Raw genomic sequence first — 24,819 nt, forward strand, 5'->3', positions numbered from 1 at the left:
TCCGTGCGGGGCTTCTTCACTTATTTAATGCCTGGCAGTTCCCTACTCTCGCATGGGGAGACCCCACACTACCATCGGCGCTACGGCGTTTCACTTCTGAGTTCGGCATGGGGTCAGGTGGGACCACCGCGCTAAAGCCGCCAGGCAGATTCTGTCTCCGCGCCGCCCCGGGGGCCGCGCAGATATATCCGGTAACAAGGCTGAAAATCGTGTCTCTGCAAAAACGCCTCTGGCGTTGTAAGGTTAAGCCTCACGGGTCATTAGTACCGGTTAGCTCAACGCATCGCTGCGCTTACACACCCGGCCTATCAACGTCGTAGTCTTCAACGTCCCTTCAGGACTCTCAAGGAGTCAGGGAGAACTCATCTCGGGGCAAGTTTCGTGCTTAGATGCTTTCAGCACTTATCTTTTCCGCACTTAGCTACCGGGCAATGCCATTGGCATGACAACCCGAACACCAGTGGTGCGTTCACTCCGGTCCTCTCGTACTAGGAGCAACCCCCCTCAATTCTCCAGCGCCCACGGCAGATAGGGACCGAACTGTCTCACGACGTTCTAAACCCAGCTCGCGTACCACTTTAAACGGCGAACAGCCGTACCCTTGGGACCTACTTCAGCCCCAGGATGTGATGAGCCGACATCGAGGTGCCAAACACCGCCGTCGATATGAACTCTTGGGCGGTATCAGCCTGTTATCCCCGGAGTACCTTTTATCCGTTGAGCGATGGCCCTTCCATTCAGAACCACCGGATCACTATGACCTGCTTTCGCACCTGCTCGAGCCGTCACTCTCGCAGTCAAGCCAGCTTATGCCATTGCACTAACCTCACGATGTCCGACCGTGATTAGCTGACCTTCGTGCTCCTCCGTTACTCTTTAGGAGGAGACCGCCCCAGTCAAACTACCCACCAGACACTGTCCGCAGCCCGGGTAACGGGCCTACGTTAGAACATCAAACATTAAAGGGTGGTATTTCAAGGTTGGCTCCACGCGAACTGGCGTCCGCGCTTCAAAGCCTCCCACCTATCCTACACATCAAGGCTCAATGTTCAGTGTCAAGCTGTAGTAAAGGTTCACGGGGTCTTTCCGTCTTGCCGCGGGTACACTGCATCTTCACAGCGAGTTCAATTTCACTGAGTCTCGGGTGGAGACAGCCTGGCCATCATTACGCCATTCGTGCAGGTCGGAACTTACCCGACAAGGAATTTCGCTACCTTAGGACCGTTATAGTTACGGCCGCCGTTTACCGGGGCTTCGATCAAGAGCTTCTCCTTGCGGATAACCCCATCAATTAACCTTCCGGCACCGGGCAGGCGTCACACCGTATACGTCCACTTTCGTGTTTGCACAGTGCTGTGTTTTTAATAAACAGTTGCAGCCAGCTGGTATCTTCGACTGGCTTCGGCTCGGGGAGCAGGTCCCTCCACCTACGCGCCAGCGTGCCTTCTCCCGAAGTTACGGCACCATTTTGCCTAGTTCCTTCACCCGAGTTCTCTCAAGCGCCTTGGTATTCTCTACCTGACCACCTGTGTCGGTTTGGGGTACGATTCTGTGTTACCTGATGCTTAGAGGCTTTTCCTGGAAGCTGGGCATTTATCACTTCAGCACCGTAGTGCCTCGTCGTCACGCCTCAGCGTTAATAAGGGACCGGATTTACCTGGACCCTCCGCCTACACGCTTAAACCGGGACAACCGTCGCCCGGCCGATATAGCCTTCTCCGTCCCCCCTTCGCAGTAACACCGAGTACAGGAATATTAACCTGTTTCCCATCGACTACGCCTTTCGGCCTCGCCTTAGGGGTCGACTCACCCTGCTCCGATTAACGTTGAACAGGAACCCTTGGTCTTCCGGCGAGCGGGCTTTTCACCCGCTTTATCGTTACTTATGTCAGCATTCGCACTTCTGATACCTCCAGCAGCCCTCACAGGCCACCTTCGACGGCTTACAGAACGCTCCCCTACCCAACAACACATAGTGTCGCTGCCGCAGCTTCGGTGCATGGTTTAGCCCCGTTACATCTTCCGCGCAGGCCGACTCGACCAGTGAGCTATTACGCTTTCTTTAAATGATGGCTGCTTCTAAGCCAACATCCTGGCTGTCTGTGCCTTCCCACATCGTTTCCCACTTAACCATGACTTTGGGACCTTAGCTGGCGGTCTGGGTTGTTTCCCTCTTCACGACGGACGTTAGCACCCGCCGTGTGTCTCCCGTGATAACATTCTCCGGTATTCGCAGTTTGCATCGGGTTGGTAAGCCGGGATGGCCCCCTAGCCGAAACAGTGCTCTACCCCCGAAGATGAGTTCACGAGGCGCTACCTAAATAGCTTTCGGGGAGAACCAGCTATCTCCCGGTTTGATTGGCCTTTCACCCCCAGCCACAGGTCATCCGCTAATTTTTCAACATTAGTCGGTTCGGTCCTCCAGTTAGTGTTACCCAACCTTCAACCTGCCCATGGCTAGATCACCGGGTTTCGGGTCTATACCCTGCAACTTAACGCCCAGTTAAGACTCGGTTTCCCTGCGGCTCCCCTATACGGTTAACCTTGCTACAGAATATAAGTCGCTGACCCATTATACAAAAGGTACGCAGTCACCCCCATAAAGAAGGCTCCCACTGCTTGTACGTACACGGTTTCAGGTTCTGTTTCACTCCCCTCGCCGGGGTTCTTTTCGCCTTTCCCTCACGGTACTGGTTCACTATCGGTCAGTCAGGAGTATTTAGCCTTGGAGGATGGTCCCCCCATATTCAGACAGGATACCACGTGTCCCGCCTTACTCATCGAGCTCACAGCATATGTGCTTTTGTGTACGGGAGTATCACCCTGTACCCTGCGACTTTCCAGACGCTTCCACTAACACACATGCTGATTCAGGCTCTGGGCTGCTCCCCGTTCGCTCGCCGCTACTGGGGGAATCTCGGTTGATTTCTTTTCCTCGGGGTACTTAGATGTTTCAGTTCCCCCGGTTCGCCTTGCAGCACTATGTATTCATGCTGCAATGATGCACAGAGTGCACCGGGTTTCCCCATTCGGACATCGACGGCTGTAGCGGTTCATATCACCTTACCGTCGCTTTACGCAGATTAGCACGTCCTTCATCGCCTCTGACTGCCTGGGCATCCACCGTGTACGCTTAGTCGCTTAACCTCACAACCCACAGGCGTTTTACAACGCTTGCAAGTCACGAGCATTTGAGAGACTCGAACGCATCGTGCTTTTCATTCTTATTACGGAGAATGAAAACGACGCGTCGTTTCAATTTTCAGCTTGTTCCGGATTGTTAAAGAGCATAATACTTCGCAGCACACCGTTGCCGGTACGCTCTGAAGTATTCAGAAAAAACAGATTAACGGTATGGTGGAGCTAAGCGGGATCGAACCGCTGACCTCCTGCGTGCAAGGCAGGCGCTCTCCCAGCTGAGCTATAGCCCCATACAGTTACTGCAGAGACCACTACTACCACTCAACCGAGTACACTTCGTGAGAAATGCAATTCGTGCTCAGGCAAGGCATGTTTCCGCGAAGCATAGTGAACTATGCGAGCCGGGAACATAACGCAGCGTGAATGCGAATTTGGTAGGCCTGAGTGGACTTGAACCACCGACCTCACCCTTATCAGGGGTGCGCTCTAACCACCTGAGCTACAAGCCTGTAGAGGTTTTTTCTGCTCGTTACTTTTTATCAGACAATCTGTGTGGACACTGCGCGGGAAGGTATCTTCAGGTAAGGAGGTGATCCAACCGCAGGTTCCCCTACGGTTACCTTGTTACGACTTCACCCCAGTCATGAATCACAAAGTGGTAAGCGCCCTCCCGAAGGTTAAGCTACCTACTTCTTTTGCAACCCACTCCCATGGTGTGACGGGCGGTGTGTACAAGGCCCGGGAACGTATTCACCGTGGCATTCTGATCCACGATTACTAGCGATTCCGACTTCACGGAGTCGAGTTGCAGACTCCGATCCGGACTACGACGCACTTTGTGAGGTCCGCTTGCTCTCGCGAGGTCGCTTCTCTTTGTATGCGCCATTGTAGCACGTGTGTAGCCCTACTCGTAAGGGCCATGATGACTTGACGTCATCCCCACCTTCCTCCGGTTTATCACCGGCAGTCTCCTTTGAGTTCCCGCCATCACGCGCTGGCAACAAAGGATAAGGGTTGCGCTCGTTGCGGGACTTAACCCAACATTTCACAACACGAGCTGACGACAGCCATGCAGCACCTGTCTCACGGTTCCCGAAGGCACTAAGGCATCTCTGCCGAATTCCGTGGATGTCAAGAGTAGGTAAGGTTCTTCGCGTTGCATCGAATTAAACCACATGCTCCACCGCTTGTGCGGGCCCCCGTCAATTCATTTGAGTTTTAACCTTGCGGCCGTACTCCCCAGGCGGTCGACTTAACGCGTTAGCTCCGGAAGCCACTCCTCAAGGGAACAACCTCCAAGTCGACATCGTTTACGGCGTGGACTACCAGGGTATCTAATCCTGTTTGCTCCCCACGCTTTCGCACCTGAGCGTCAGTCTTTGTCCAGGGGGCCGCCTTCGCCACCGGTATTCCTCCAGATCTCTACGCATTTCACCGCTACACCTGGAATTCTACCCCCCTCTACAAGACTCAAGCCTGCCAGTTTCAAATGCAGTTCCCAGGTTAAGCCCGGGGATTTCACATCTGACTTAACAGACCGCCTGCGTGCGCTTTACGCCCAGTAATTCCGATTAACGCTTGCACCCTCCGTATTACCGCGGCTGCTGGCACGGAGTTAGCCGGTGCTTCTTCTGCGGGTAACGTCAATCGACGCGGTTATTAACCGCATCGCCTTCCTCCCCGCTGAAAGTACTTTACAACCCGAAGGCCTTCTTCATACACGCGGCATGGCTGCATCAGGCTTGCGCCCATTGTGCAATATTCCCCACTGCTGCCTCCCGTAGGAGTCTGGACCGTGTCTCAGTTCCAGTGTGGCTGGTCATCCTCTCAGACCAGCTAGGGATCGTCGCCTAGGTGGGCCATTACCCCGCCTACTAGCTAATCCCATCTGGGTTCATCCGATAGTGAGAGGCCCGAAGGTCCCCCTCTTTGGTCTTGCGACGTTATGCGGTATTAGCCACCGTTTCCAGTGGTTATCCCCCTCTATCGGGCAGATCCCCAGACATTACTCACCCGTCCGCCACTCGTCACCCAAGGAGCAAGCTCCTCTGTGCTACCGTCCGACTTGCATGTGTTAGGCCTGCCGCCAGCGTTCAATCTGAGCCATGATCAAACTCTTCAATTTAAGTTTGATTTGCTTAAACAAGTTAAGCGGTGCTCATCTGTAAAACGTCATAATGAATTTCATTATGTGTTCACTCGTGAGGCTTGATATATTTTTTACGTCCGGAGACGCTGATATCAATCCTGCGAGTGCCCACACAGATTGTCTGATAAATTGTTAAAGAGCAGTGCGAACAGTGCGTTAGCGTCCTGTCGCGAGGTGGCGTATATTACGCTTTCCTCCTGCAGAGTCAACCTCTTTTTCAGAAGTTTTTCTCCGGCGGCCCAGTCTCCTGTGCCTCTCAGCCCGTTTCCCGTTGCCGGTATTCCGTGTCGATGGAGGCGCATTATAGGGAGTTCGCGCGGGCTGACAAGTGTTTATTACGAAAAGATTATCGTTCGCAGTAATTTTCATCAAATCGCGCTATTTCGCTACGATTTGCCTGGTAACTGTGCAAAATCATTGGCAAAAGTGCGTACCTGCTGCCAGTCCGTGTACTCCACTTCTTTTGTGGAATCTGTCTCACCGCCGGTCATACGCATAATCAGCTGAATCATGACGCGATCAAACCAGCGATAGCGCGGATAATAGAGCGCGCCCGCAAACACGGCACAGCAATCAGGTTGCCACGGCGAGCTGGCCAGGAACTTCTGCGTATAAGCATTAGTTTCAGGAGAACGCTTCTCGGGTTTGCGCGCCGTGAGGTTCACCGAAAAGAAACCACTGGTACACTGCTGCAAATCCTGAAGATGAAGCTTTACGAACTTATCGACGACCGGCTGGAAATGGCCGTAGCGAATAGAGGCGCCAATCAGCACGCGATCATACTGTGCCCAGTCAGGCAGGGCAGCATCCTGAATGTCCAGCACATCGCATGGCTGCTGCTGACGGATCACCTCAGCTATAGAAGAGGCAATCTTCTTTGTTTGCCCGTCGCGGGTGGAATAGAGAATCAGCGCTTTCATGTCAGCATCCTTATTAATTATTCACGCCAGAAAGTAGGCGTGAACAGCACCAGCAAGGTAAATACCTCGAGACGCCCGAACAACATGGTTGAAATAAGAATCCATTTCGCCACGTCATTCATTGAAGTGAAGTTATCGGCTACGACCCCCAGGCCAGGGCCGAGATTGTTCAGCGTCGCGGCAACGGCAGCAAAAGCCGAGAAGTCATCAACACCGGTCGCGATGATCGCCAGCATGCTGACCAGGAACACCAGCGCATAAGCCGAGAAGAAACCCCATACGGCTTCAAGGATACGCTCCGGCAGCGCCCGATTGCCCAGCTTAATGGTGTAGACCGCATTGGGGTGAACCAGACGCTTAAGCTCACGGTTACCCTGCTTGCATAACAGCAGAATGCGAATCACCTTCAGACCACCGCCGGTTGAACCGGCACAGCCGCCAATAAAGGCAGAACACAATAGCAGTACCGGCAGGAACAATGGCCAGCGTGCGATGCTGTCGGTGGTGAATCCCGCCGTCGTCGCCATGGAGACCACCTGGAAAAAGGCTTGATTCAGCGTTTGCCAGCCGCTGTCGTAAACATTATGGAACCAGAGCACCAGTGTACAGATCAACACCAGCGTCAGCTGAACGCCAATAAACATGCGGAATTCAGGGTCGCGCCAGTACACACGCAAATTGCGTCCGCTTAACATGGCAAAGTGCAAGCCGTAGTTACAGCCAGAGATCAGCAGAAACACCGCCACGATGGTATTGATAGTGCCACTGTTAAAATAGCCGATACTGGCATCATGGGTTGAGAAGCCGCCAATGGCGATAGTCGAGAAACTGTGGCCAATAGCATCAAACGCTGGCATTCCCGCCAGCCACAATGCCAGCGCACAGGCTATCGTCAGCAGAACGTAGATCAGCCAGAGTGTTTTGGCCGTCTCGGCGATACGTGGTCGCATTTTATTATCTTTCAGCGGCCCAGGCATTTCAGCGCGATAGAGCTGCATACCCCCGACGCCCAGAATCGGCAGTATCGCTACTGCTAATACGATGATCCCCATCCCCCCCAGCCACTGCAGCATCTGCCGATAGAAGAGAATCGCCTTCGGCAACGAGTCCAGCCCCACCAGCGTGGTAGCACCGGTCGTTGTCAGGCCAGAGAAAGATTCAAAGAACGCATCCGTCACGGAAAGATGCGGCTGTTCGGCAAAGATAAAGGGCATGGCCCCTACGCTGCCCAGTACCGTCCAGAACAGGACCACAATGAGAAACCCTTCCCGCGGTTTGAGTTCGGTTTTCTTTTTGCGATTCGGCCACCACAGCAGCGAGCCAATCACCAGCGCCATCATAAAGGTCTGGCTAAACGCCCGCCCCGCGCCATCGCGATAAATTAAGGCGACCAGGCCGGGCAAAATCATCGTCACTGAAAAGAGGATCACCAGCAGACCGACTATGCGGGTAATGGCGCGAAAGTGCATTCAGCCGTTCCTTTAAATAAAAGAGATGAACATCATGGTGTGAGCGGGATCAGCGATAACGCGCCCCGACTAAAGTCTGACAGATTTTTTTTGAACCCGTCGATCTGTCCGTAAGGTACAGCCAGTGTCAACGCAATGCGATCCTGAAACTGGCTGTCGGTCACCTTACCTTCAAAACGCTGTACCAGCCGTTCAACATCACTGAGCTGTGGATAGTCACATTGCAAAGTAAACAGCTTCATCGGCACTTTGCGCTGCCGTGGCAGCAGCTTAAGTCCCTGCTGAACGCCACCACCATAGGCTTTCACTAAACCACCGGTTCCCAGCATGATGCCGCCGTAGTAACGCACCACTACAGCGGTAATCTCGCCAATATCCGCGCCCATCAGTTGCGCCAGCATCGGTTTCCCTGCCGTACCCGAAGGTTCACCATCATCAGAGAAACCGAGTTGCTGAGAATCATTCGGTGCGCCCGCGACCCAGGCCCAGCAGTGATGCCGGGCGGCAGGATGCTCGCTTTTAACCTGCTGGACAAACGCGCGCGCGGCCTCTGCACCCTCGGTGTGCGCCAGTAGCGTAATGAAGCGACTCTTTTTGATTGTCTCCTCACTGCTGCTCACTGGCACAGCGGGAATGTCAAAGGCCTCCATCAGGCCAGATGCAAATCGCGGGTCATGTTCTCAACGCGATGCGCATGGATCACCACGTTATCCTCAATACGAATCCCGCCATAAGGCCGAAGCGCATCAATGGCCTGCCAGTTAAAGTGCTGACTGAAACGGCCTTCACGCAGCGGCGTCAGTAACGAGTCAATAATATAGAAGCCCGGCTCAATGGTTAATACCATGCCCGGTTGCAGCACGCGGGTACAGCGAAGATAAGGATATTGCGCTGGCGCGGCGAGATGGGTGCCCTGCTCATCCTGCATAAACCCGGCAACGTCATGTACCTGCAGACCCAGCGGATGCCCCAGGCCATGTGGCATAAACGGACCGGTCAGATTTTCAGCCACCAGCGCTTCTTCGCTGATTCCCTGAACCAGCTCAAACTTCAGCAACATCTTCGCAATACGCTGATGAATCTGAAGATGATAATCGGTGTAGCGTACGCCTGCTTTCAGCGTGGCTATCAGGGCCAGCTCTTCAGCGTTCATCGCCTCAACCATTCTGGCATAGAGCGAACTGCTCTGCGCCGCATAGCTGCGGGTCAAATCAGCAGCGTAACCAAGATACTCAGCGCCCGCATCAATCAAAAAGCTATGGCGTTTCGCCGGTGGCTGATGATCCAGCCGGGTGTAGTGCAGCACCGCAGCGTGTTCATTCAGCGCAATGATATTGCCGTAAGGCACATCGGTATCGCGATGACCGGTCGCGGTCAGATACGCCTGATTGATATCGAACTCGCTTAAGCCTGCCGAGAACGCCTCTTTCGCTGCGCGATGACCGGCAACCGCCAGCTTCTGCGCCTGGCGCAGGCAGGCAAGTTCATAATCTGTTTTGATGCTGCGATGGAAATGCAGGAAGTCGATCACCGCTTTGGGATTGATATTGCCGGAGGGGATACCGAGCTGCGCCGCACGCGCGTTGACCGGGCCAATGTAGGCGACATTATCACGCTGGGCAGGCAGTAACTGCGCAATCTCATCCGCATTTTTCAGGCCGACAACCTCGACATCTCCGGTCCAGAAGCTATCCGGCAACGGTTCAACGTTATGCCAGTAATCCACCGGAGAGTAGAACCACAGTTTCGGTTTGTTCACCCCATCAATCCAGAGCCAGCAATTAGGCACCTGCGTCACCGGCACCCAGGCCTTGAACTGCGGATTTACCTTAAACGGATAGGTGTGGTCATCCAGAAACACCGTCAACAACTCACCGGAATGGATCAACATCGCATCCAGTTTGTTGCGTGCCAGCACCTGCTGCGCCCGTTGTTGCAACGTGGCGATATGCGCGTGATACAAGGTCTTCAGTGAATCCATTGACGTCTCTCCAGTGTCGCGAAATGGCCGCAAGTTTAGCATACCCCTTGCGCAGATGCCGAAGTCGGCGGAGCTGTGATCTTGTTAGCAAATAAACAAAGAGCAGTTTGCAAATAATTAACATCACTCCCACACTCACGATCATCTGGTATGACCAGATCACCTTTCGCGGTTTCAGGAGACGCACATGCTCTACCAAGGCGCTAACCTTACTCTTCACTGGCTGGACGATGGCATCGCCGAGCTGGTTTTTGACGCTACAGGCTCGGTCAACAAGCTCGATACGCAAACTGTCGCCAGCCTGGGCGAGGCCATTGCGGTGCTGGAGCAGCAGCCAGAACTGCGCGGCCTGCTGTTAAGCTCCGCCAAACCGGCTTTTATTGTGGGCGCGGATATCACCGAGTTCCTTTCTCTGTTTGATGCACCGACCGAAAAACTGAGCCAGTGGCTGAGTTACGCCAACAGCATCTTTAACCGTCTGGAAGATTTGCCGGTACCTACTCTGGCCGCCATTGACGGCTATGCGCTGGGTGGCGGATGCGAATGCGTACTGGCAACCGATCTGCGTATTGCTACTGCGGACGCCCGTATTGGCCTGCCGGAAACGAAACTCGGCATCATGCCAGGCTTTGGGGGCAGCGTGCGATTGCCGCGTCTGCTGGGGGCCGACAGTGCGCTGGAAATTATTGCAGCGGGCAAAGATGTCGATGGCAATGCTGCCCTGAAACTCGGTCTGGTCGATGCGGTGGTGGCTCGCGAGAAACTGCGCGAGGCGGGTATCACGATGCTCAAAGCGGCCGCCACTGATGGCAGCTGGCGTGCGCGCCGGGCACCGAAACTGGCTCCGCTGAAACTCAGCCCGATTGAAGCAGCCATGAGCTTCACGATTGCAAAAGCGATGGTGCTGCAGACCGCAGGTAAACACTATCCCGCTCCGCTGATGGCAGTAAAGACTATTGAAGCGGCGGCCAGTCTTGGCCGTGATGATGCGCTGAAACTTGAAACCGCGGCATTTGTGCCGCTGGCGCAGTCTGATGAAGCCCGCGCACTGGTCGGCATCTTCCTCAACGACCAGTACGTGAAAGGCCTGGCGAAAAAGCGCGGCAGCGAAAGCGGCGCACCGTCTCAGGCGGCGGTACTGGGCGCGGGCATTATGGGTGGCGGCATCAGCTACCAGTCTGCGTGGAAAGGCGTGCCGGTCAGAATGAAAGATATTAATTCACAGGCGTTAACGCTGGGAATGAATGAAGCCAGCAAGTTACTTAATAAGCTGCTGGAGCGCGGCAAAATCGACGGTAACAAACTGGCCCGTGTGATTGCCACTATTCAGCCCACACTGGATTACGCCGGTTTTGACCAGGCCGATGTGGTGGTGGAAGCGGTGGTTGAGAACCCGCTGATCAAAGCTAAAGTGCTGGCAGAAACCGAACAGCATCTGCGTGAAGACGCAATTCTGGCCTCCAATACCTCGACCATTCCTATCAGCCAGCTGGCGCAGGCGCTGCAACGCCCGGAAAACTTCTGTGGCATGCACTTCTTCAATCCGGTGCCGCGTATGCCGCTGGTTGAAGTGGTGCGTGGCGAGAAAACCAGTGAAGCGACGCTGAGTAAAGTGGTGGCCTGGGCCAGTAAAATGGGCAAAACGCCGATCGTGGTGAATGACTGTCCGGGCTTCTTTGTGAACCGGGTGCTGTTCCCCTACTTCGCTGCTTTCAGCCTGCTGCTGCGCGACGGCGCTGATTTTCGTCAGATTGATAAAGTGATGGAAAAACAGTTCGGCTGGCCAATGGGTCCCTCATGGCTGCTGGATGTGGTAGGCATCGATACCGCACACCACGCGCAAAGCGTCATGGCAGATGGTTTCCCGGATCGTATGAAGCATGACTATCGCGATGCGATCGACCTGCTGTTTGATGCCGGTCGTTTTGGCCAGAAAAATGGCAAAGGCTTCTGGCGCTGGGAAGAGGATAAAAAGGGCAAGCTAAAGAAAGTGCCGGATGCAGAGGTGGATACACTGCTGCAACAGGTCTGTCAGCCCGCGCGGGTCTTCAGTGACGAAGAGATTCTGAACCGCATGATGCTGCCGATGCTGAATGAAGTGGTGCGCTGCCTGGAAGAGAAGATTATCGCTTCGCCGGCAGAGGCGGATATGGCACTGGTCTATGGCCTCGGCTTCCCGCCGTTTCGTGGTGGTGCTTTCCGCTACCTCGATACCCTGGGCAACAGCAATGTGGTCGATCAGGCCCGGCGCTACAGCACGCTCGGCGGCCTGTATGCCCTGCCTGCGCTGCTGGTGCAGAAAGCCCATCAGCATGAAAGCTGGTATCCCGCCGCCAAACCGATTGATGAAGCCGCGCTGAAAAGCGCCTGAGGGCAAGAAGATGGAAAATGTGGTGATTGTTGATGCGGTACGTACGCCAATGGGACGTTCAAAAGGCGGCGCTTTTCGGAACGTGCGCGCTGAAGATCTCTCTGCGCATCTGATGCGCGAAATTCTGAGCCGCAACCCGGCGGTGAACCCGGCCTCGCTCGACGATATCGTCTGGGGCTGCGTACAGCAGACGCTGGAACAGGGATTTAATATCGCACGTAACGCCGCGCTGCTGGCCGAAATTCCGCACTCCGTACCGGCCACTACCGTCAACCGGCTGTGTGGTTCTTCCATGCAGGCGCTGCACGATGCGGCCCGCGCCATTATGGTTGGCGATGCGCAGTGCTGCCTGATTGGGGGCGTGGAGCATATGGGACACGTGCCGATGAATCATGGTGTGGACTTTCATCCCGGCCTCGGCCGCACCGTCGCTAAAGCCGCGGGCATGATGGGCTTAACCGCCGAAATGCTGGCGCGTATGCACCATATCAGCCGTGAGCAGCAGGATGCGTTTGCCCTGCGTTCGCACCAGCGCGCATGGCAGGCCACTCAGCGTGGGGATTTCGCGACAGAGATTGTCGCCACCTATGGTCACGACAGCGACGGCATTCTCAAACGCTATGATTTCGACGAGGTGATCCGCGAGGAGACCAGCGCCGAAGGACTGGCGGCGCTCAAACCCGCCTTTGATCCGGTGAATGGCACCGTCACGGCGGGAACGTCGTCGGCGCTGTCAGATGGCGCGGCCGCCATGCTGATCATGAGTGAATCACGTGCCCGTGAACTGGGGCTGACGCCACGCGCACGTATCCGCAGCATGGCAGTGGTCGGCTGTGATCCGTCAATCATGGGCTACGGACCGGTACCGGCCAGCAAACTGGCATTGAAACGCGCTGGACTGAGCGTCAGTGATATCGACGTGTTTGAGCTGAACGAGGCCTTTGCCGCGCAGACACTGCCCTGCATCAAGGACTTAGGTTTGCTGGAGCTGATGGATGAAAAGGTCAATCTGAATGGCGGCGCGATTGCTTTAGGCCATCCGCTGGGCTGCTCCGGTGCGCGCATCAGCACTACGCTGCTGAACATTATGGAACGACGCGATGCCCGATTTGGTCTCGCCACCATGTGCATCGGACTGGGTCAGGGGATCGCGACCGTATTCGAACGTCTGTAATACGTTGAGTCTTACTTTGTCAGAGTTACCCGCCGTAAACCGGCGGGTTTTTTCTGTCTGCTACAGGCTGCTACCGGGAATCAGATAAAGGCAAACGCATCGCCATACATCTGTGATTCCACTGCGCCACGCTCGGCACAAAAACGATCGCGGGCAATCTTCGCCATCTCAAAACGTCCGGCGATGTAGATCTCATGCTCGCTCAGCGTGCTGAAGTCCTGCATCACAGCCGTCAGGACCGTGCCTGAACGACCCTGCCAGCCCGCTTCGGGCTGCTCGACGACCGGGATTACCTTCAGATTCGGGTGCTTCACCGCCAGCGCATCCAGCTCGTCCATATCGTACAGATGCTTGAGTTCACGTCCGCCCCAGTAAATGGCGATATCGCGCTCTGGCTGTTCTGCCAGTGCAGTAAGCAGAATGGAACGGGCATAGGAAAAACCGGTGCCGCCTGCAATCAGTATCAGCGGTTTGGTGCTCTCTTCGCGCAACCAGGCATCACCATGGGGCATATCAACCGTGATCTGGCGGTCGTTACGGATGCGATCCATAACGGCCATGGCATAGAGGTTAAGATCGGACGCCCCGATATGCAGCTCAATGATATCTTTTTCCATTGGCGTTGAGGCCAATGAGAACGGACGCTTATCGCGTTCATCCATCACTACCATCAGATACTGTCCCGCGCGAAAACTGAATTCCGCTTCAGGGATCAGGCGAACGCGATAGACCGTGTCGGTAATCGCCTCAACTGAAGTTACTTTACAGCTTAACGTTGTCATGCGTTCCCTCTGTCGGGTCGTCTTTATGGTTGTGCTCGCCATCAACGCTGTGGCGGCTGATCAAAAATACCTAGCTCATCCCAGATAGCATCAATGCGCGCGGTGACCGCAGGATCTTTAACAATAGGGGTACCCCATTCACGCTGCGTTTCACCTGGCCACTTGTTGGTCGCATCCATCCCCATCTTCGATCCCAGCCCGGAAACAGGCGAGGCAAAATCGAGATAGTCGATGGGGGTATTTTCCACTAATACCGTATCGCGGGCCGGATCCATACGCGTGGTGATCGCCCAGATCACGTCGTTCCAGTCACGCGCATTAACGTCATCGTCACACACAATAACAAATTTGGTGTACATGAACTGCCGCAAAAACGACCAGACGCCAAACATGACACGTTTGGCATGCCCTGCGTACTGCTTTTTAATGGTCACAACCGCCAGGCGGTATGAGCAACCTTCAGGCGGCAGATAGAAGTCCACGATCTCCGGGAACTGCTTCACCAGAATCGGTACCAGCACTTCATTCAGCGCCACACCCAGCACCGCAGGTTCATCCGGTGGACGGCCAGTGTAGGTAGAGTGATAAATAGGCTTATGGCGCTGCGTAATGTGCGTCACCGTAAACACCGGGAAGCTATCTACTTCATTGTAGTAGCCAGTGTGGTCACCGTAAGGTCCTTCCGGTGCCATATCGCCCGCTTCGATATAGCCTTCCAGCACAATTTCCGCACTGGATGGCACTTCAAGATCGTTCGAGAGGCATTTCACGACTTCGGTTTTATTGCCGCGCAGCAGCCCGGCAAACGCATATTCTGACAGCGTATCCGGCACTGGCGTGACGGCACCCAGGATGGTGGCGGGATCGGCACCCAGCGCCACCGACACCGGAAAACGCTCGCCCGGATGCGCTTTCGTCCACTCCAGAAAATCGAGCGCGCCACCACGGTGCGACAGCCAGCGCATAATCAGGCGATTTTTGCCAATCACCTGCTGCCGGTAGATACCGAGATTCTGCCGCTCTTTGTGCGGCCCGCGCGTCACGGTCAGTCCCCAGGTAATCAGCGGTGCCGCGTCGCCAGGCCAGCACTTCATCACCGGAATACGCGTCAGATCGACTTCATCGCCGCTGAACACCTCTTCCTGACAGGGTGCATTGCGCACGCGTTTAGTCGGCATGTTCAGGACCTGCTTAAACTGCGGCATCTTATCGAACAGATCCCGGAAGCCTTTTGGCGGCTCCGGCTCTTTCAGGAAGGCCAGCAGTTTACCCACTTCACGCAGTGCGCTGACCTCCTCCTGGCCCATGCCCATTGCCACGCGCTTTGGCGTACCGAACAGATTGCACAGTACCGGCATGTCATACCCTTTCGGGTTTTCGAACAGCAGAGCGGGGCCACCGGCACGCAGGGTGCGGTCGGCAATTTCGGTCATTTCCAGTTCAGGGTCAATCGACTGGGTAATGCGCTTTAGCTCACCGCGCTGTTCGAGCAGCGCGAGAAAGTCTCTTAAATCATGATATTTCATGCGGCTTTAGCTTTCCGGCCAGAGTGAATCGGCCATTATAGGTCTGATTAAGCGGATATGCTGAGGTTTATACGGCAGCCTGTTAAGCTGATAGCCTTTTCCCGCCCCTGTTCTGCTGCCAGCTGCCATGTTAAGAAAAGTCTCAGTTTATTTTCTCTGCGGGACGCTTTACCCTGCCCCTGCGCTATAACTCTGGCAACAGGTTTGCTATTCTTAGCGTCCATTCAATGGGAGCAGTTATGGAATCCTGGTACTTACTCTATTGCAAACGTGGACAGCTATTGCGCGCGAAGGAGCATCTGGAGCGGCAGGAAGTGCATTGCCTGAGTCCGATGATCGCTCTGGAAAAAATCGTGCGCGGCAAACGCACCACGGTGAGTGAGCCACTCTTTCCAAACTATCTGTTTATCGAATTCGATCCGGAAGCGATTCACACCACGACGATCAGCAGCACGCGCGGTGTCAGTCACTTCGTGCGCTTCGGCACCACGCCCGCGACCGTGCCATCGGCCGTGATTGAAGCACTGGAGACCGACGTCCCACAGATTCTGCTTGATCCTGAGACCCCCCAAAGCGGCGATGAAGTGGTCATCACCGAAGGAACGTTTGAAGGGTTGCGCGCTATCTTTGCCGAACCGGATGGTGAAACACGCTCGATTCTGTTGCTTAATCTGCTCAACAAGCAGGTAATGCGCAGCGTGGATAACAAGCAGTTCCGCAAGCTTTAAGCCAGTCTGAACAACGTCCGCGCATTCTGATCGATGCGGGTCGCCAGCTCGTCGACATTCTCGCCACGCCATGTCGCCACCTGATGCACAATATGCGGTAAAAAGCAGGGTTCATTCCGGCGTGAGGTCGGGCGTGGACGCATATCGCGCGGCAGCAGATAAGGCGCATCGGTTTCCAGCAACAGACGATCGGCCGGAATCAGTGGCAGCATTTCGCGCAGCTCCAGACCACGACGCTCATCGCATACCCAGCCCGTAATCCCTACCGATAATCCCATGGCCAGACAGGCTTCCAGTTCGTCACGCGTGCCGGTGAAGCAGTGGATCACTGCACCTGGCAGTTTTGACAGCCAGGGTGCAAGCACTGCAGCGAAACGCGCATGGGCTTCACGGCAGTGAAGAAACACCGGCATATTGAGTTCCGCCGCCAGCGCCAGCTGCGCGTCAAATGCATACTCCTGCTGCTCATGCGCCGACAGATTGCGGTTGAAATCGAGTCCGCACTCACCGATAGCCACCACTTCCGGTTTTTCAGCCAGGCGACGCAGGGTGCTGGCAATTTCCGTGGACCATTCGCTGGCATGATGAGGGTGAATGCCTGCGGTGGACCAGCAGAAGTCAGGTTGAGCTTCAGCCAGTCGCTGAGCATGCTGGCTCTCCAAGGCATTCGTGCCTGTAATAAGCATCCCGGTGACGCCCGCATCACGCGCGCGTTTAACCACCTTTTGCCGGTCGGAGGCGAATTGCGTGCTGGTCAGGTTTACACCGATATCAAACATAATTTTTCCCACTGTTTATAAACAAAAACCGCCCATCAGGGCGGTTTGGCTTGATCGCTTCCCGCCTGTGCGGGTAACGCTGTCAGCATCAGGAGTCGCTGTTCTCGTCCTCATCCTGTGACCGGCGGCCTTTACCCACATAGTAACGGGAAAAGAATACGCCGACTTCAAACAGGCAGTACATCGGAATAGCGAGCAAAGTTTGGGAAAAAACATCCGGCGGTGTGAGCATCATCCCGACAACGAAAGCGCCGACCAGAATATAGGGACGTTTCTTCTTCAAATCTTCCGGGTTGGTGATTCCGGTCCAGCAGAGCAACACAATCGCCACGGGTACTTCAAACGCCACACCAAATGCCATAAACAGCGTCATGACAAAATCGAGGTATTTGGCAATATCCGTTGCGACGGTGACGCCGATGGGGGCGGTCTTGGTGAAAAAACCAAATGCCAGCGGGAAGACCACAAAGTAGGCAAAAGCGACGCCGAAATAGAACAGGAATGTGCTGGAAAAGAGCAGTGGCATAACCAGCCTGCGCTCATGCCGGTAAAGCGCCGGGGCGACAAACGCCCAGACCTGATAGAGGATAACCGGCACCGCAAGAAATACCGACACAATGATAGTCAGCTTAATTGGGGTGAAAAACGGTGAGGCCACATCGGTCGCGATCATGCTGGAACCGACCGGCATCTGGCTGATCAGGGGGGCCGCGACCAGCTGATAGATGTCATTGGCGAAGAAAACCAGCACCAGGAAAATCGCTAATACCGCGATGATGCAATTCAGTAGTCGCTTACGCAGCTCAATCAGATGACTGATGAGCGGTTGGGTATCTTCAACGGCCATTATCGTTCATCACTTGCAGAAGAGGAGGGTGCGGAAGTACGCGCAGAATCAGTCGGTCTGGCAACATCAGCAGCGGGTACCTGTGCCGGCGCACTGGCCACGGCAGAGGGTGCAGCAGAAGGTTTTACAGCCGTGCCAGAGTCTGAAACGGGAGCGGGTGCCTGTGGCGGGGCGCTGGCCTGATGTTCTGCAGTAGCCGGCGTCGCCGAAAGCTCAGCAGTGCCAGGCTCAGATGCGTTCACCGCCTCAGAATTGCGCTCAGGCGCAGGCCTGTGCTGGGCTGAATGAATGGTGTTTGCCTCGTCTTCCTCTTTTTCAATGTCGATGCTCTGACTGACCGAGCGTTTCATTGAATCCGCCGTTTTACGCAGCTCTTCCATCGACTCTTTCAGCTCAGGTGAGAGCGTGCCGCGGCTCGCTTCCTCCACCTTTTTCAGGCTATCCTGCAGCTCCTGCAGCTTGAGCTCCTGCGCGAGCTCATGTTGTACATTGGCTGCCAGCGAACGAATCGCCCTGATCCAGCCGACTACGGTTTTCACCGCAACCGGTAAACGTTGCGGGCCGAGTACAATCAGCCCGATAACGAACACCAATACCAGTTCACTAAAACCAATATCGAACACGGTTTACACCTGCTTGTCGTTCTTGGCGTCTTCTTTGGTAGCCGAAGTTTGCTGTTTATCAGCCAGCGTTTTAGCCGCGAAGTCAGCATCCTGCTCTTTCGGTTGATCCTTTTTATCGTCCTCGTCACCCATGGCTTTCTTGAAGCCACGAATCGAAGACCCTAAATCTGAACCCAGATTACGCAATTTATTGGTACCGAACAGAAGTACAACAATGACGGCAATGATTAACAATTGCCAGATACTGATACCGCCCATGATATAGCCTCTAATATTCTGTGAAAACGATGAGGTAATGCACCACAGAGAGCCCTTTTCAACCGGGCCTGAGCCAGCGACATTACCTTTTTTTAGACGGACGTGACAATCAGTTTGTCTTACGCCAGCCGATTAACCAGGAGACGATTCCCGCTGCCATCAAGACAGCCGGGAAAAAGTCCCAATCCGGTCGGGTGAGCAGCACGGCCGTTCCGCTTAACAGCAACGTTGCACCGACACCAAACAGGTAACGCGCCTGATGATGGCGGACGCGCTGCGCGTTCATATCGCCCACTAATTTATCGACACTGTGCCGTAAAAGTTTGTGCTGGCGCAGGCTGTCGTAAAAGAGTTCTGGCAACTCGGGCAGCTTCTCAGCCCAGAATGGCGCTTTCTCTTTCACCGCACGAATAATGGCAGGCAAACCGACCTGATCCTTAATCCACTCTTCCAGGAACGGCTTGGCTGTCTTCCACAGATCGAGTTGCGGATAGAGCTGACGGCCAATGCCTTCCACATAAAGCAGCGTTTTTTGCAGCAGGACCAGCTGCGGCTGCACTTCCATATTGAAGCGGCGTGCGGTGTTAAACAGGTTCAGCAGCACATGCCCAAAGGAGATTTCAGCAAGCGGTTTTTCGAAAATCGGTTCACAGACCGTACGAATCGCAAACTCGAAATCTTCAACGTTGGTATCGGGCGGTACCCAGCCTGAGTCAACGTGCAATTCCGCAACCTTACGGTAGTCACGGTTGAAGAAGGCGATAAAGTTTTCCGCCAGATAACGCTTATCTTCTTTGTTCAGCGAACCCACGATACCGCAGTCAATGCCGATATATTGCGGGTCTTCCGGACGTTCGTAGCTGACAAAGATGTTGCCCGGATGCATATCCGCATGGAAGAAACTGTCGCGGAAGACCTGGGTGAAGAAGACCTGCACGCCACGCTCAGCCAGCAGCTTCATATTTACGCCATGACGTTCCAGGGTAGCAACATCTGAAATCGGAATGCCATAGATGCGCTCCATCACCATCATGGTTTCGCTGCAATAGTCGGAATAGACCTCCGGCACATAGAGCATGCGGCTATCTTCAAAATTCCGGCGCAGTTGAATGGCGTTGGCCGCTTCACGTAACAGGTTTAGCTCATCAAGCAGGGTTTTCTCATAATCGCGCACCACCTCGACCGGACGCAGACGGCGTCCATCCGGCAGCAAACGTGGAACCCAGCGTGCCAGGCGATAGATCAGCCTCATGTCCGCTTTAATCACCGGCAAAATATCGGGGCGAATCACTTTGATCACCACTTTCTTGCCAGTCGATTTCAGCGTGGCGGTGTGAACCTGCGCAATAGATGCCGACGCCAGTGGTTTAATATCAAAATCATCAAACCAGGTTTCAATCGGCGCACCCATTGAGGCTTCAATCTGCGCTTTAGCTTTGACGCCATCGAAGGGCGCAACCCGGTCCTGCAGGATCGCCAGTTGATCGGCGATCAGCGGCGGGAAGAGATCCCGACGGGTCGACAGCATCTGGCCAAACTTGATCCAGACGGGACCCAGTTGCTCCATCGCCATGCGCATACGTGCACCGATGGGCTCATGCTGATGCAGATTCGGGATCCAGAAAACAGAGCGACGCCACAGGCGAAACAGGAAAGTGAGGCGTGTCTGAGGTATCAGTTCATCAAGGCCATAGGTCAGAAACACCTTCATGATCAGATATAATCGGCGGATCTCTCCAAAACTCATTTTGCCTCCAGCTGCGCCAGACGCGCATTAAGCGCCTCAAGCGAACGTTCCATCGCGTCGACCTCCTCAGAAAACCAGGCTAATTCCAGTGAGCCAGGCGCAACACGCCACTCTTCGGTTAAGGCCTGTCCGAGATAATCCTGGCGACGCTGCACTTCACCTTTGAAAAAACGGAATGCCTGTTGAGAGCGCTGGCTGATGCCCTGTGCGGCGATATCGCCCACCCAGGGAGCCAGGTACTCTGCCGGATCCAGCTCTGCCAGATCCATCAGCGCGGAGAATTGCTGCACTACCTGCAGATCGCCTTCAACCTGCAGTTCACCGCTGCGGATCAACGGCGTCAGCTGCTGGCGATCGCGCAGCTTCGGCAGGGTTTTCAGCGAGGTGATCACTGTGCAGTCACTGCGATCCTGCCAGTCCGCTAATACATCCAGTTGCTGTTCACTGAAGACCAGCACCAGCGGATAAGAGAACTCATTCAGGCGCAGCGTCAGCACTTTGCCATTCAGGCGCTGGCGCGCCGGTTTCAGGCCGCGATCGCGATAGAGAATACGGTTCAGCGCCGTTTCCAGGCCCGCGGTAATCAAGGGCGTCAGATTCATTACCATCTCACTCAGAACTTAAATCCACGATGCAGCGCGACAATGCCGCCGGTCATATTGGAGTAAGTGGTATTTTCAAAACCGACATCGTTCATCATCGCTTTCAGGGTCTCCTGATCGGGATGCATGCGGATCGATTCGGCCAGATAGCGATAGCTCTCTGCATCCTGCGCCACCAGCTGTCCGATACGCGGCAGAATGTGGAACGAGTAAGCGTCATACGCTTTGCTCAGCGGATCCAGTACAGGCTTAGAGAACTCCAGCACCAGCAGACGTCCGCCCGGCTTAAGGACGCGGAACATAGAGGCCAGCGCCTTCTCTTTTTCCGTGACGTTGCGCAGACCAAAGGAGATAGTAATGCAATCGAAATAGTTATCGGGGAAAGGCAGAGCTTCTGCGTTGGCCTGTACGTAACTCACATTGCCAACCACGCCCTGATTGCGCAGCTTTTCACGGCCCATCTTCAGCATGGAGCTGTTGATATCAGCCAGGACAACCTGACCCGTTTCGCCCACCAGGCGAGAGAATTTAGCGGTCAGATCGCCGGTACCGCCAGCCAGATCTAACACGCGCTGACCGCGACGTACGCCGCTGCTGTCAATGGTAAAACGCTTCCAGATACGATGAACGCCAAACGACATCAAATCGTTCATCAGGTCATATTTTGCCGCTACGGAGTGAAATACGTCCGCGACTTTGTCAGCTTTTTCGCTTTTGGCGACCGTCTGAAAGCCAAAATGGGTAGTTTCCTGCTGTGATTCATCTGCCATCGGTTTTACCTGCTCCACAAACAATACTTCCCGAAGTGTATCAGAGTCACGGAAGCCAGGCACGCTGCGCCCGTACTATTCGTGGAGGCGTCTCACACGCTGCTCACTCTCATCTGCATCCCTGTCGTCATCTGCGTCCTCATCCGCCCGATTTTCCGGCATGGCTCGTTCCGCCAGTTGCGGGTTGATGGGCCGTTTGATCTCCACGCCCAGTGCGCGAAATCCTTCCGTCTGCGCAATCAGGTTGCCGCGCCCTTCTGCCAGCTTTTTCATCGCTTCGCGATAGCTGTTCTGCGCCTTATCAAGACTGTGGCCAATGCCGCTCATGTCATCGACAAACAGCCGCATTTTGTCATAGAGCCGGGTGGCCCGATCGGCAATACGCTGCGCATTGCGGCTCTGATGCTCATAGCGCCACAGATTATTAATGGTCCGCAACGCCACCAGCAGCGTGGTAGGGCTGACCAGCATGATGTTCTGCTGCAGCGCCTCGCCAATCAGCTCAGGCTGGCGGTCAATCGCCAGCAAAAAGGCGGGTTCAACCGGAATAAACATCAAAACATAATCCAGCGATCGTAAGCCGGGCAATTGCTGATAGTCCTTTCGTCCCAGCAGGCGAATGTGTGCCCGCATGGCAGCGACATGCTCCTGAATCGCCTGCTCACGTTCAATCTCATCATCCGCATTAAAGTAACGCTCATAGGCCACCAGCGTCATTTTGGCGTCTACCACCACATCTTTGCCCTGCGGCAGACGCACGATCACATCCGGCTGCATCCTGCCCTGCTGTTCTGACTGAATGCTCACCTGGGTTTCATATTCGTAGCCTTCGCGCAGCCCGGAGGCTTCCAGTACCCGGCTCAGCACGACTTCACCCCAGTTGCCCTGGATTTTATTGTCGCCCTTCAGCGCTTTGGTCAGGTTAAGGGCCTCCTGCGCCATCTGCGCATTCAGCTGCTGTAACTGCCGGATTTCATGGGTCAGGGTGTGCCGTTCGCGCGCTTCTGCGCCGAAGCTCTCATGCACCTGACGACGAAAGCCATCAAGCTGCTCACGCAGCGGACCAATCAGCCCGTCCAGGCTCTGGCGGTTCTGTTCATCGACGCGACGGCCGCTGTTTTCGAAAATACGGTTGGCGAGGTTTTCAAACTGAGCGCTGAGGCGTTGTTCGCTGTTGGTCAGCAGTCGCTGTTTCTCTTCAGCGGCAAAACGGGTCTCTTCAAGGCGGATGGTCACTTCGCGCAACTCCGCTTCCTGCGCGCTGTTGACCTCCAGCTGATTGCGCAGTTCACGATTGAGCTGTTCACTTTCATTGCGCCAGTAATCAAGCTGTTGCAGCCGCTCATTGGCGCCGCTCAGCGCGCCGTGAAGCTGACGCAGTTCCTGCTCACGCTGCTGCGTCTGCTGCTGAAGCTGCTCGATTTGCTGCTGCTGGCGCTGTTGCGCCTCTTCCTGCAGACGGCGCTCGGTCTGGAAACTGGCGACCTGATGACCGGCCCGTAACTGTGCCAGCATCCAGCCAATCCCTAACCCGGCAAGCGCCAGACAGGCGCTGATGATGATGTGCTGATCCATGATTTCCCCGTGACTCAGGCTGCTGAGGGAAAAGGTAGAGTCGCACTGTATGAATGTCCAGACAATTTTAGCCAGACTCAGCGTCTTACAGAGCCGCCACCGTCAGCTTTCCAGCCTGCCACTCATCAATCAGGAAAAACGGCATCGGCAGCAGCCATTCACCTTTTTTAACCTGTGCCAGATAGTGCCAGGTTGTTTCGCCGGACGTGATCGCGACACGCTGTCTGCTTCCCTCCGCGGCGCTGGATTTGCCGGTCATACTGGCAAAGCCCGCATTGCTGCCAACGTGGAAATGCGGCGTATTCCAGCGTACAGGCGTATGGTCAGGCCACGGCTGGGCCTGATGAAACTGAAACAGCTCATCATGGCTCAGGAGGCTTTCACGCACCGTCGGCCACAGCGCAAGCTTAAGGAAATACTGATCGGTGAAGCGTTCGCTTCCCTGATACTGCGCAATGAAATCGCGCATCGCCTGTTCCACACCCCGGAAAACGCCGTGACAGCCGCCCCACATCCCTGCCAGCAGCAGTTCGGTATGGGAGAAGTAGTCACGCATATGGTGGAACCAATAAGGTGACACCAGCCAGGCGTTAACCGCCGCGGCTTCGCGCTCCGAGAGCAGCGAGTCAGCATCGCGCACGATAAAGCGCTTCACCGCCGGATCGTCGAGCACCAGAAAACGCCACAGGGTTGGATACACGATTTTTTCGTGAGACATATCGAACAGCTGGACGTGCGGCTGGTCAAGGCGCTGCCAGACATGCTGCGGCACGCTCTCATCCAGGTAGATGCGACAGACCCAGCCGGGATAGAGCTCAGGGGCGACTTCGACGTTTTTAATCAGGGTTTCACAGTAGCGAGGCTGATCGCCATACAGGCAGAAGGCGATGACATTCTGCTGCGGCTGACTGAGATCGACAGGCTCAGGTTGTGGAGCGGGAAACGCCATGCGCTGTCCCTGACTGAAACGCGCATCAGAACGCATCAGAGACGCCAGACCGTAACGGGCGACCTCTTCTTTTTTATTCAGCCAGCCACACACTTCGGTCAGGCCATCCAGCCAGGTTTCAGAGGCTGTAGCCTGCACAGCGGGCGGTGACTGATAAATCTTCTGGTAGATTTTGTACGCTTTATTGTGCTGACCCAGACGCAACAGACAGAGCGCGTAGTCGCTCAGCACCTGCATCTGATTTGGCATTGAGCGCAGCACCTCTTCGCAGCACTGGGCTGCCAGCGCATAGTCGCCCTGTTGCATGGCGGCACGGAAACGTTCAGCGCTGCGTTCCAGCCGGGCACTGAGTGCGGCAGGATTAGCGCCGGGGAGAGGACGTCGGACAGGAATGGTGTTGCGCATAAACACTCTCAGGTTTAACTGAT

Annotated in this window: 18 protein-coding genes, 2 tRNA genes and 3 rRNA genes; 3 read left to right on the plus strand and 20 right to left on the minus strand. The window is 55.1% G+C overall.

Features of this window, described 5'->3' with window-relative positions:
• Window positions 1-29 precede the first annotated feature (29 nt).
• The 9 genes from rrf to pepQ form a co-directional block, all read right to left on the minus strand.
• A 5S ribosomal RNA gene (gene rrf, locus ACR8BF_RS17775) occupies window positions 30-145 on the minus strand.
• Between the two features lie 94 nt (window positions 146-239).
• Window positions 240-3,147 (minus strand): 23S ribosomal RNA (locus tag ACR8BF_RS17780).
• Between the two features lie 208 nt (window positions 3,148-3,355).
• Window positions 3,356-3,431, minus strand: a tRNA-Ala gene (locus tag ACR8BF_RS17785).
• A 142-nt stretch (window positions 3,432-3,573) separates the two neighbouring features.
• A tRNA-Ile gene (locus ACR8BF_RS17790) sits at window positions 3,574-3,650 on the minus strand.
• A 73-nt stretch (window positions 3,651-3,723) separates the two neighbouring features.
• Window positions 3,724-5,266, minus strand: a 16S ribosomal RNA gene (locus ACR8BF_RS17795).
• The 16S, 23S and 5S rRNA genes sit together here with 2 tRNA genes alongside, the layout of an rRNA operon.
• Window positions 5,267-5,676: 410 nt before the next feature.
• The gene (gene hemG / locus ACR8BF_RS17800) at window positions 5,677-6,210 is read right to left on the minus strand and encodes a menaquinone-dependent protoporphyrinogen IX dehydrogenase (RefSeq protein ID WP_434745352.1); all 534 of its coding nucleotides are present in this window, start codon (window positions 6,208-6,210) and stop codon (window positions 5,677-5,679) included.
• Window positions 6,211-6,227: 17 nt separating this feature from the next.
• Entirely contained in the window at window positions 6,228-7,679 is a 1,452-nt protein-coding gene (gene trkH, locus ACR8BF_RS17805; protein WP_179899052.1) for a Trk system potassium transporter TrkH, read from the minus strand.
• A 32-nt stretch (window positions 7,680-7,711) separates the two neighbouring features.
• A complete protein-coding gene (locus ACR8BF_RS17810) occupies window positions 7,712-8,329 on the minus strand; it encodes an IMPACT family protein (RefSeq protein WP_179899051.1) in 618 nt (205 codons plus the stop codon).
• Entirely contained in the window at window positions 8,329-9,660 is a 1,332-nt protein-coding gene (gene pepQ, locus ACR8BF_RS17815; protein WP_434745353.1) for a Xaa-Pro dipeptidase, read from the minus strand. Before pepQ ends, ACR8BF_RS17810 begins: the two co-directional genes overlap by 1 nt.
• Before the next feature lie 187 nt (window positions 9,661-9,847).
• Between pepQ and fadB the strand changes: the two genes are divergently transcribed.
• Both fadB and fadA read left to right on the plus strand, forming a co-directional pair.
• Complete coding sequence (fadB, locus tag ACR8BF_RS17820) at window positions 9,848-12,031, plus strand: fatty acid oxidation complex subunit alpha FadB (protein ID WP_434745354.1); 2,184 nt, start codon at window positions 9,848-9,850, stop codon at window positions 12,029-12,031.
• 10 nt (window positions 12,032-12,041) lie between these two features.
• On the plus strand, window positions 12,042-13,205 hold the full coding sequence (fadA, locus tag ACR8BF_RS17825; RefSeq protein ID WP_013359720.1) for an acetyl-CoA C-acyltransferase FadA: 1,164 nt from the start codon (window positions 12,042-12,044) through the stop codon (window positions 13,203-13,205).
• Window positions 13,206-13,285: 80 nt separating this feature from the next.
• On the opposite strand, the gene fre is transcribed toward fadA, so the two are convergent.
• Entirely contained in the window at window positions 13,286-13,987 is a 702-nt protein-coding gene (gene fre, locus ACR8BF_RS17830) for an NAD(P)H-flavin reductase (protein ID WP_008926461.1), read from the minus strand.
• Between the two features lie 41 nt (window positions 13,988-14,028).
• Window positions 14,029-15,513 carry a 4-hydroxy-3-polyprenylbenzoate decarboxylase gene (ubiD, locus tag ACR8BF_RS17835; protein ID WP_313536711.1) on the minus strand — a complete coding sequence of 495 codons (1,485 nt, stop codon included), beginning with the start codon at window positions 15,511-15,513 and terminating at the stop codon, window positions 14,029-14,031.
• 239 nt (window positions 15,514-15,752) lie between these two features.
• On the opposite strand from ubiD, the gene rfaH reads away from it, so the two are divergent.
• On the plus strand, window positions 15,753-16,241 hold the full coding sequence (gene rfaH, locus ACR8BF_RS17840) for a transcription/translation regulatory transformer protein RfaH (RefSeq protein WP_008926459.1): 489 nt from the start codon (window positions 15,753-15,755) through the stop codon (window positions 16,239-16,241).
• Here rfaH and tatD read toward each other — a convergent pair.
• The 9 genes from tatD to ACR8BF_RS17885 form a co-directional block, all read right to left on the minus strand.
• Complete coding sequence (gene tatD, locus ACR8BF_RS17845) at window positions 16,238-17,020, minus strand: 3'-5' ssDNA/RNA exonuclease TatD (protein ID WP_179899045.1); 783 nt, start codon at window positions 17,018-17,020, stop codon at window positions 16,238-16,240. The two genes, rfaH and tatD, sit on opposite strands and share 4 nt — an antisense overlap.
• A gap of 88 nt (window positions 17,021-17,108) precedes the next feature.
• Entirely contained in the window at window positions 17,109-17,867 is a 759-nt protein-coding gene (gene tatC, locus ACR8BF_RS17850; protein ID WP_179899044.1) for a Sec-independent protein translocase subunit TatC, read from the minus strand.
• The gene (tatB, locus tag ACR8BF_RS17855) at window positions 17,867-18,490 is read right to left on the minus strand and encodes a Sec-independent protein translocase protein TatB (RefSeq protein WP_434745355.1); all 624 of its coding nucleotides are present in this window, start codon (window positions 18,488-18,490) and stop codon (window positions 17,867-17,869) included. The genes tatC and tatB overlap by 1 nt, the downstream gene beginning before the upstream one ends.
• Window positions 18,491-18,493: 3 nt before the next feature.
• Complete coding sequence (gene tatA, locus ACR8BF_RS17860; protein ID WP_136196620.1) at window positions 18,494-18,748, minus strand: Sec-independent protein translocase subunit TatA; 255 nt, start codon at window positions 18,746-18,748, stop codon at window positions 18,494-18,496.
• Between the two features lie 109 nt (window positions 18,749-18,857).
• Window positions 18,858-20,495, minus strand: a complete 1,638-nt coding sequence (gene ubiB / locus ACR8BF_RS17865) for a ubiquinone biosynthesis regulatory protein kinase UbiB (protein WP_179899042.1) — start codon at window positions 20,493-20,495, stop codon at window positions 18,858-18,860.
• On the minus strand, window positions 20,492-21,097 hold the full coding sequence (gene ubiJ / locus ACR8BF_RS17870) for a ubiquinone biosynthesis protein UbiJ (RefSeq protein ID WP_313536719.1): 606 nt from the start codon (window positions 21,095-21,097) through the stop codon (window positions 20,492-20,494). Before ubiJ ends, ubiB begins: the two co-directional genes overlap by 4 nt.
• A gap of 11 nt (window positions 21,098-21,108) precedes the next feature.
• The gene (ubiE, locus tag ACR8BF_RS17875) at window positions 21,109-21,867 is read right to left on the minus strand and encodes a bifunctional demethylmenaquinone methyltransferase/2-methoxy-6-polyprenyl-1,4-benzoquinol methylase UbiE (RefSeq protein WP_008926452.1); all 759 of its coding nucleotides are present in this window, start codon (window positions 21,865-21,867) and stop codon (window positions 21,109-21,111) included.
• A gap of 75 nt (window positions 21,868-21,942) precedes the next feature.
• The gene (rmuC, locus tag ACR8BF_RS17880; RefSeq protein WP_313701304.1) at window positions 21,943-23,442 is read right to left on the minus strand and encodes a DNA recombination protein RmuC; all 1,500 of its coding nucleotides are present in this window, start codon (window positions 23,440-23,442) and stop codon (window positions 21,943-21,945) included.
• Between the two features lie 85 nt (window positions 23,443-23,527).
• The gene (locus ACR8BF_RS17885) at window positions 23,528-24,796 is read right to left on the minus strand and encodes a tetratricopeptide repeat protein (protein ID WP_313536723.1); all 1,269 of its coding nucleotides are present in this window, start codon (window positions 24,794-24,796) and stop codon (window positions 23,528-23,530) included.
• Window positions 24,797-24,819 lie beyond the last annotated feature (23 nt).

This window comes from Candidatus Pantoea rara, assembly GCF_051136265.1.
Lineage (GTDB): Bacteria > Pseudomonadota > Gammaproteobacteria > Enterobacterales > Enterobacteriaceae > Pantoea > Pantoea rara.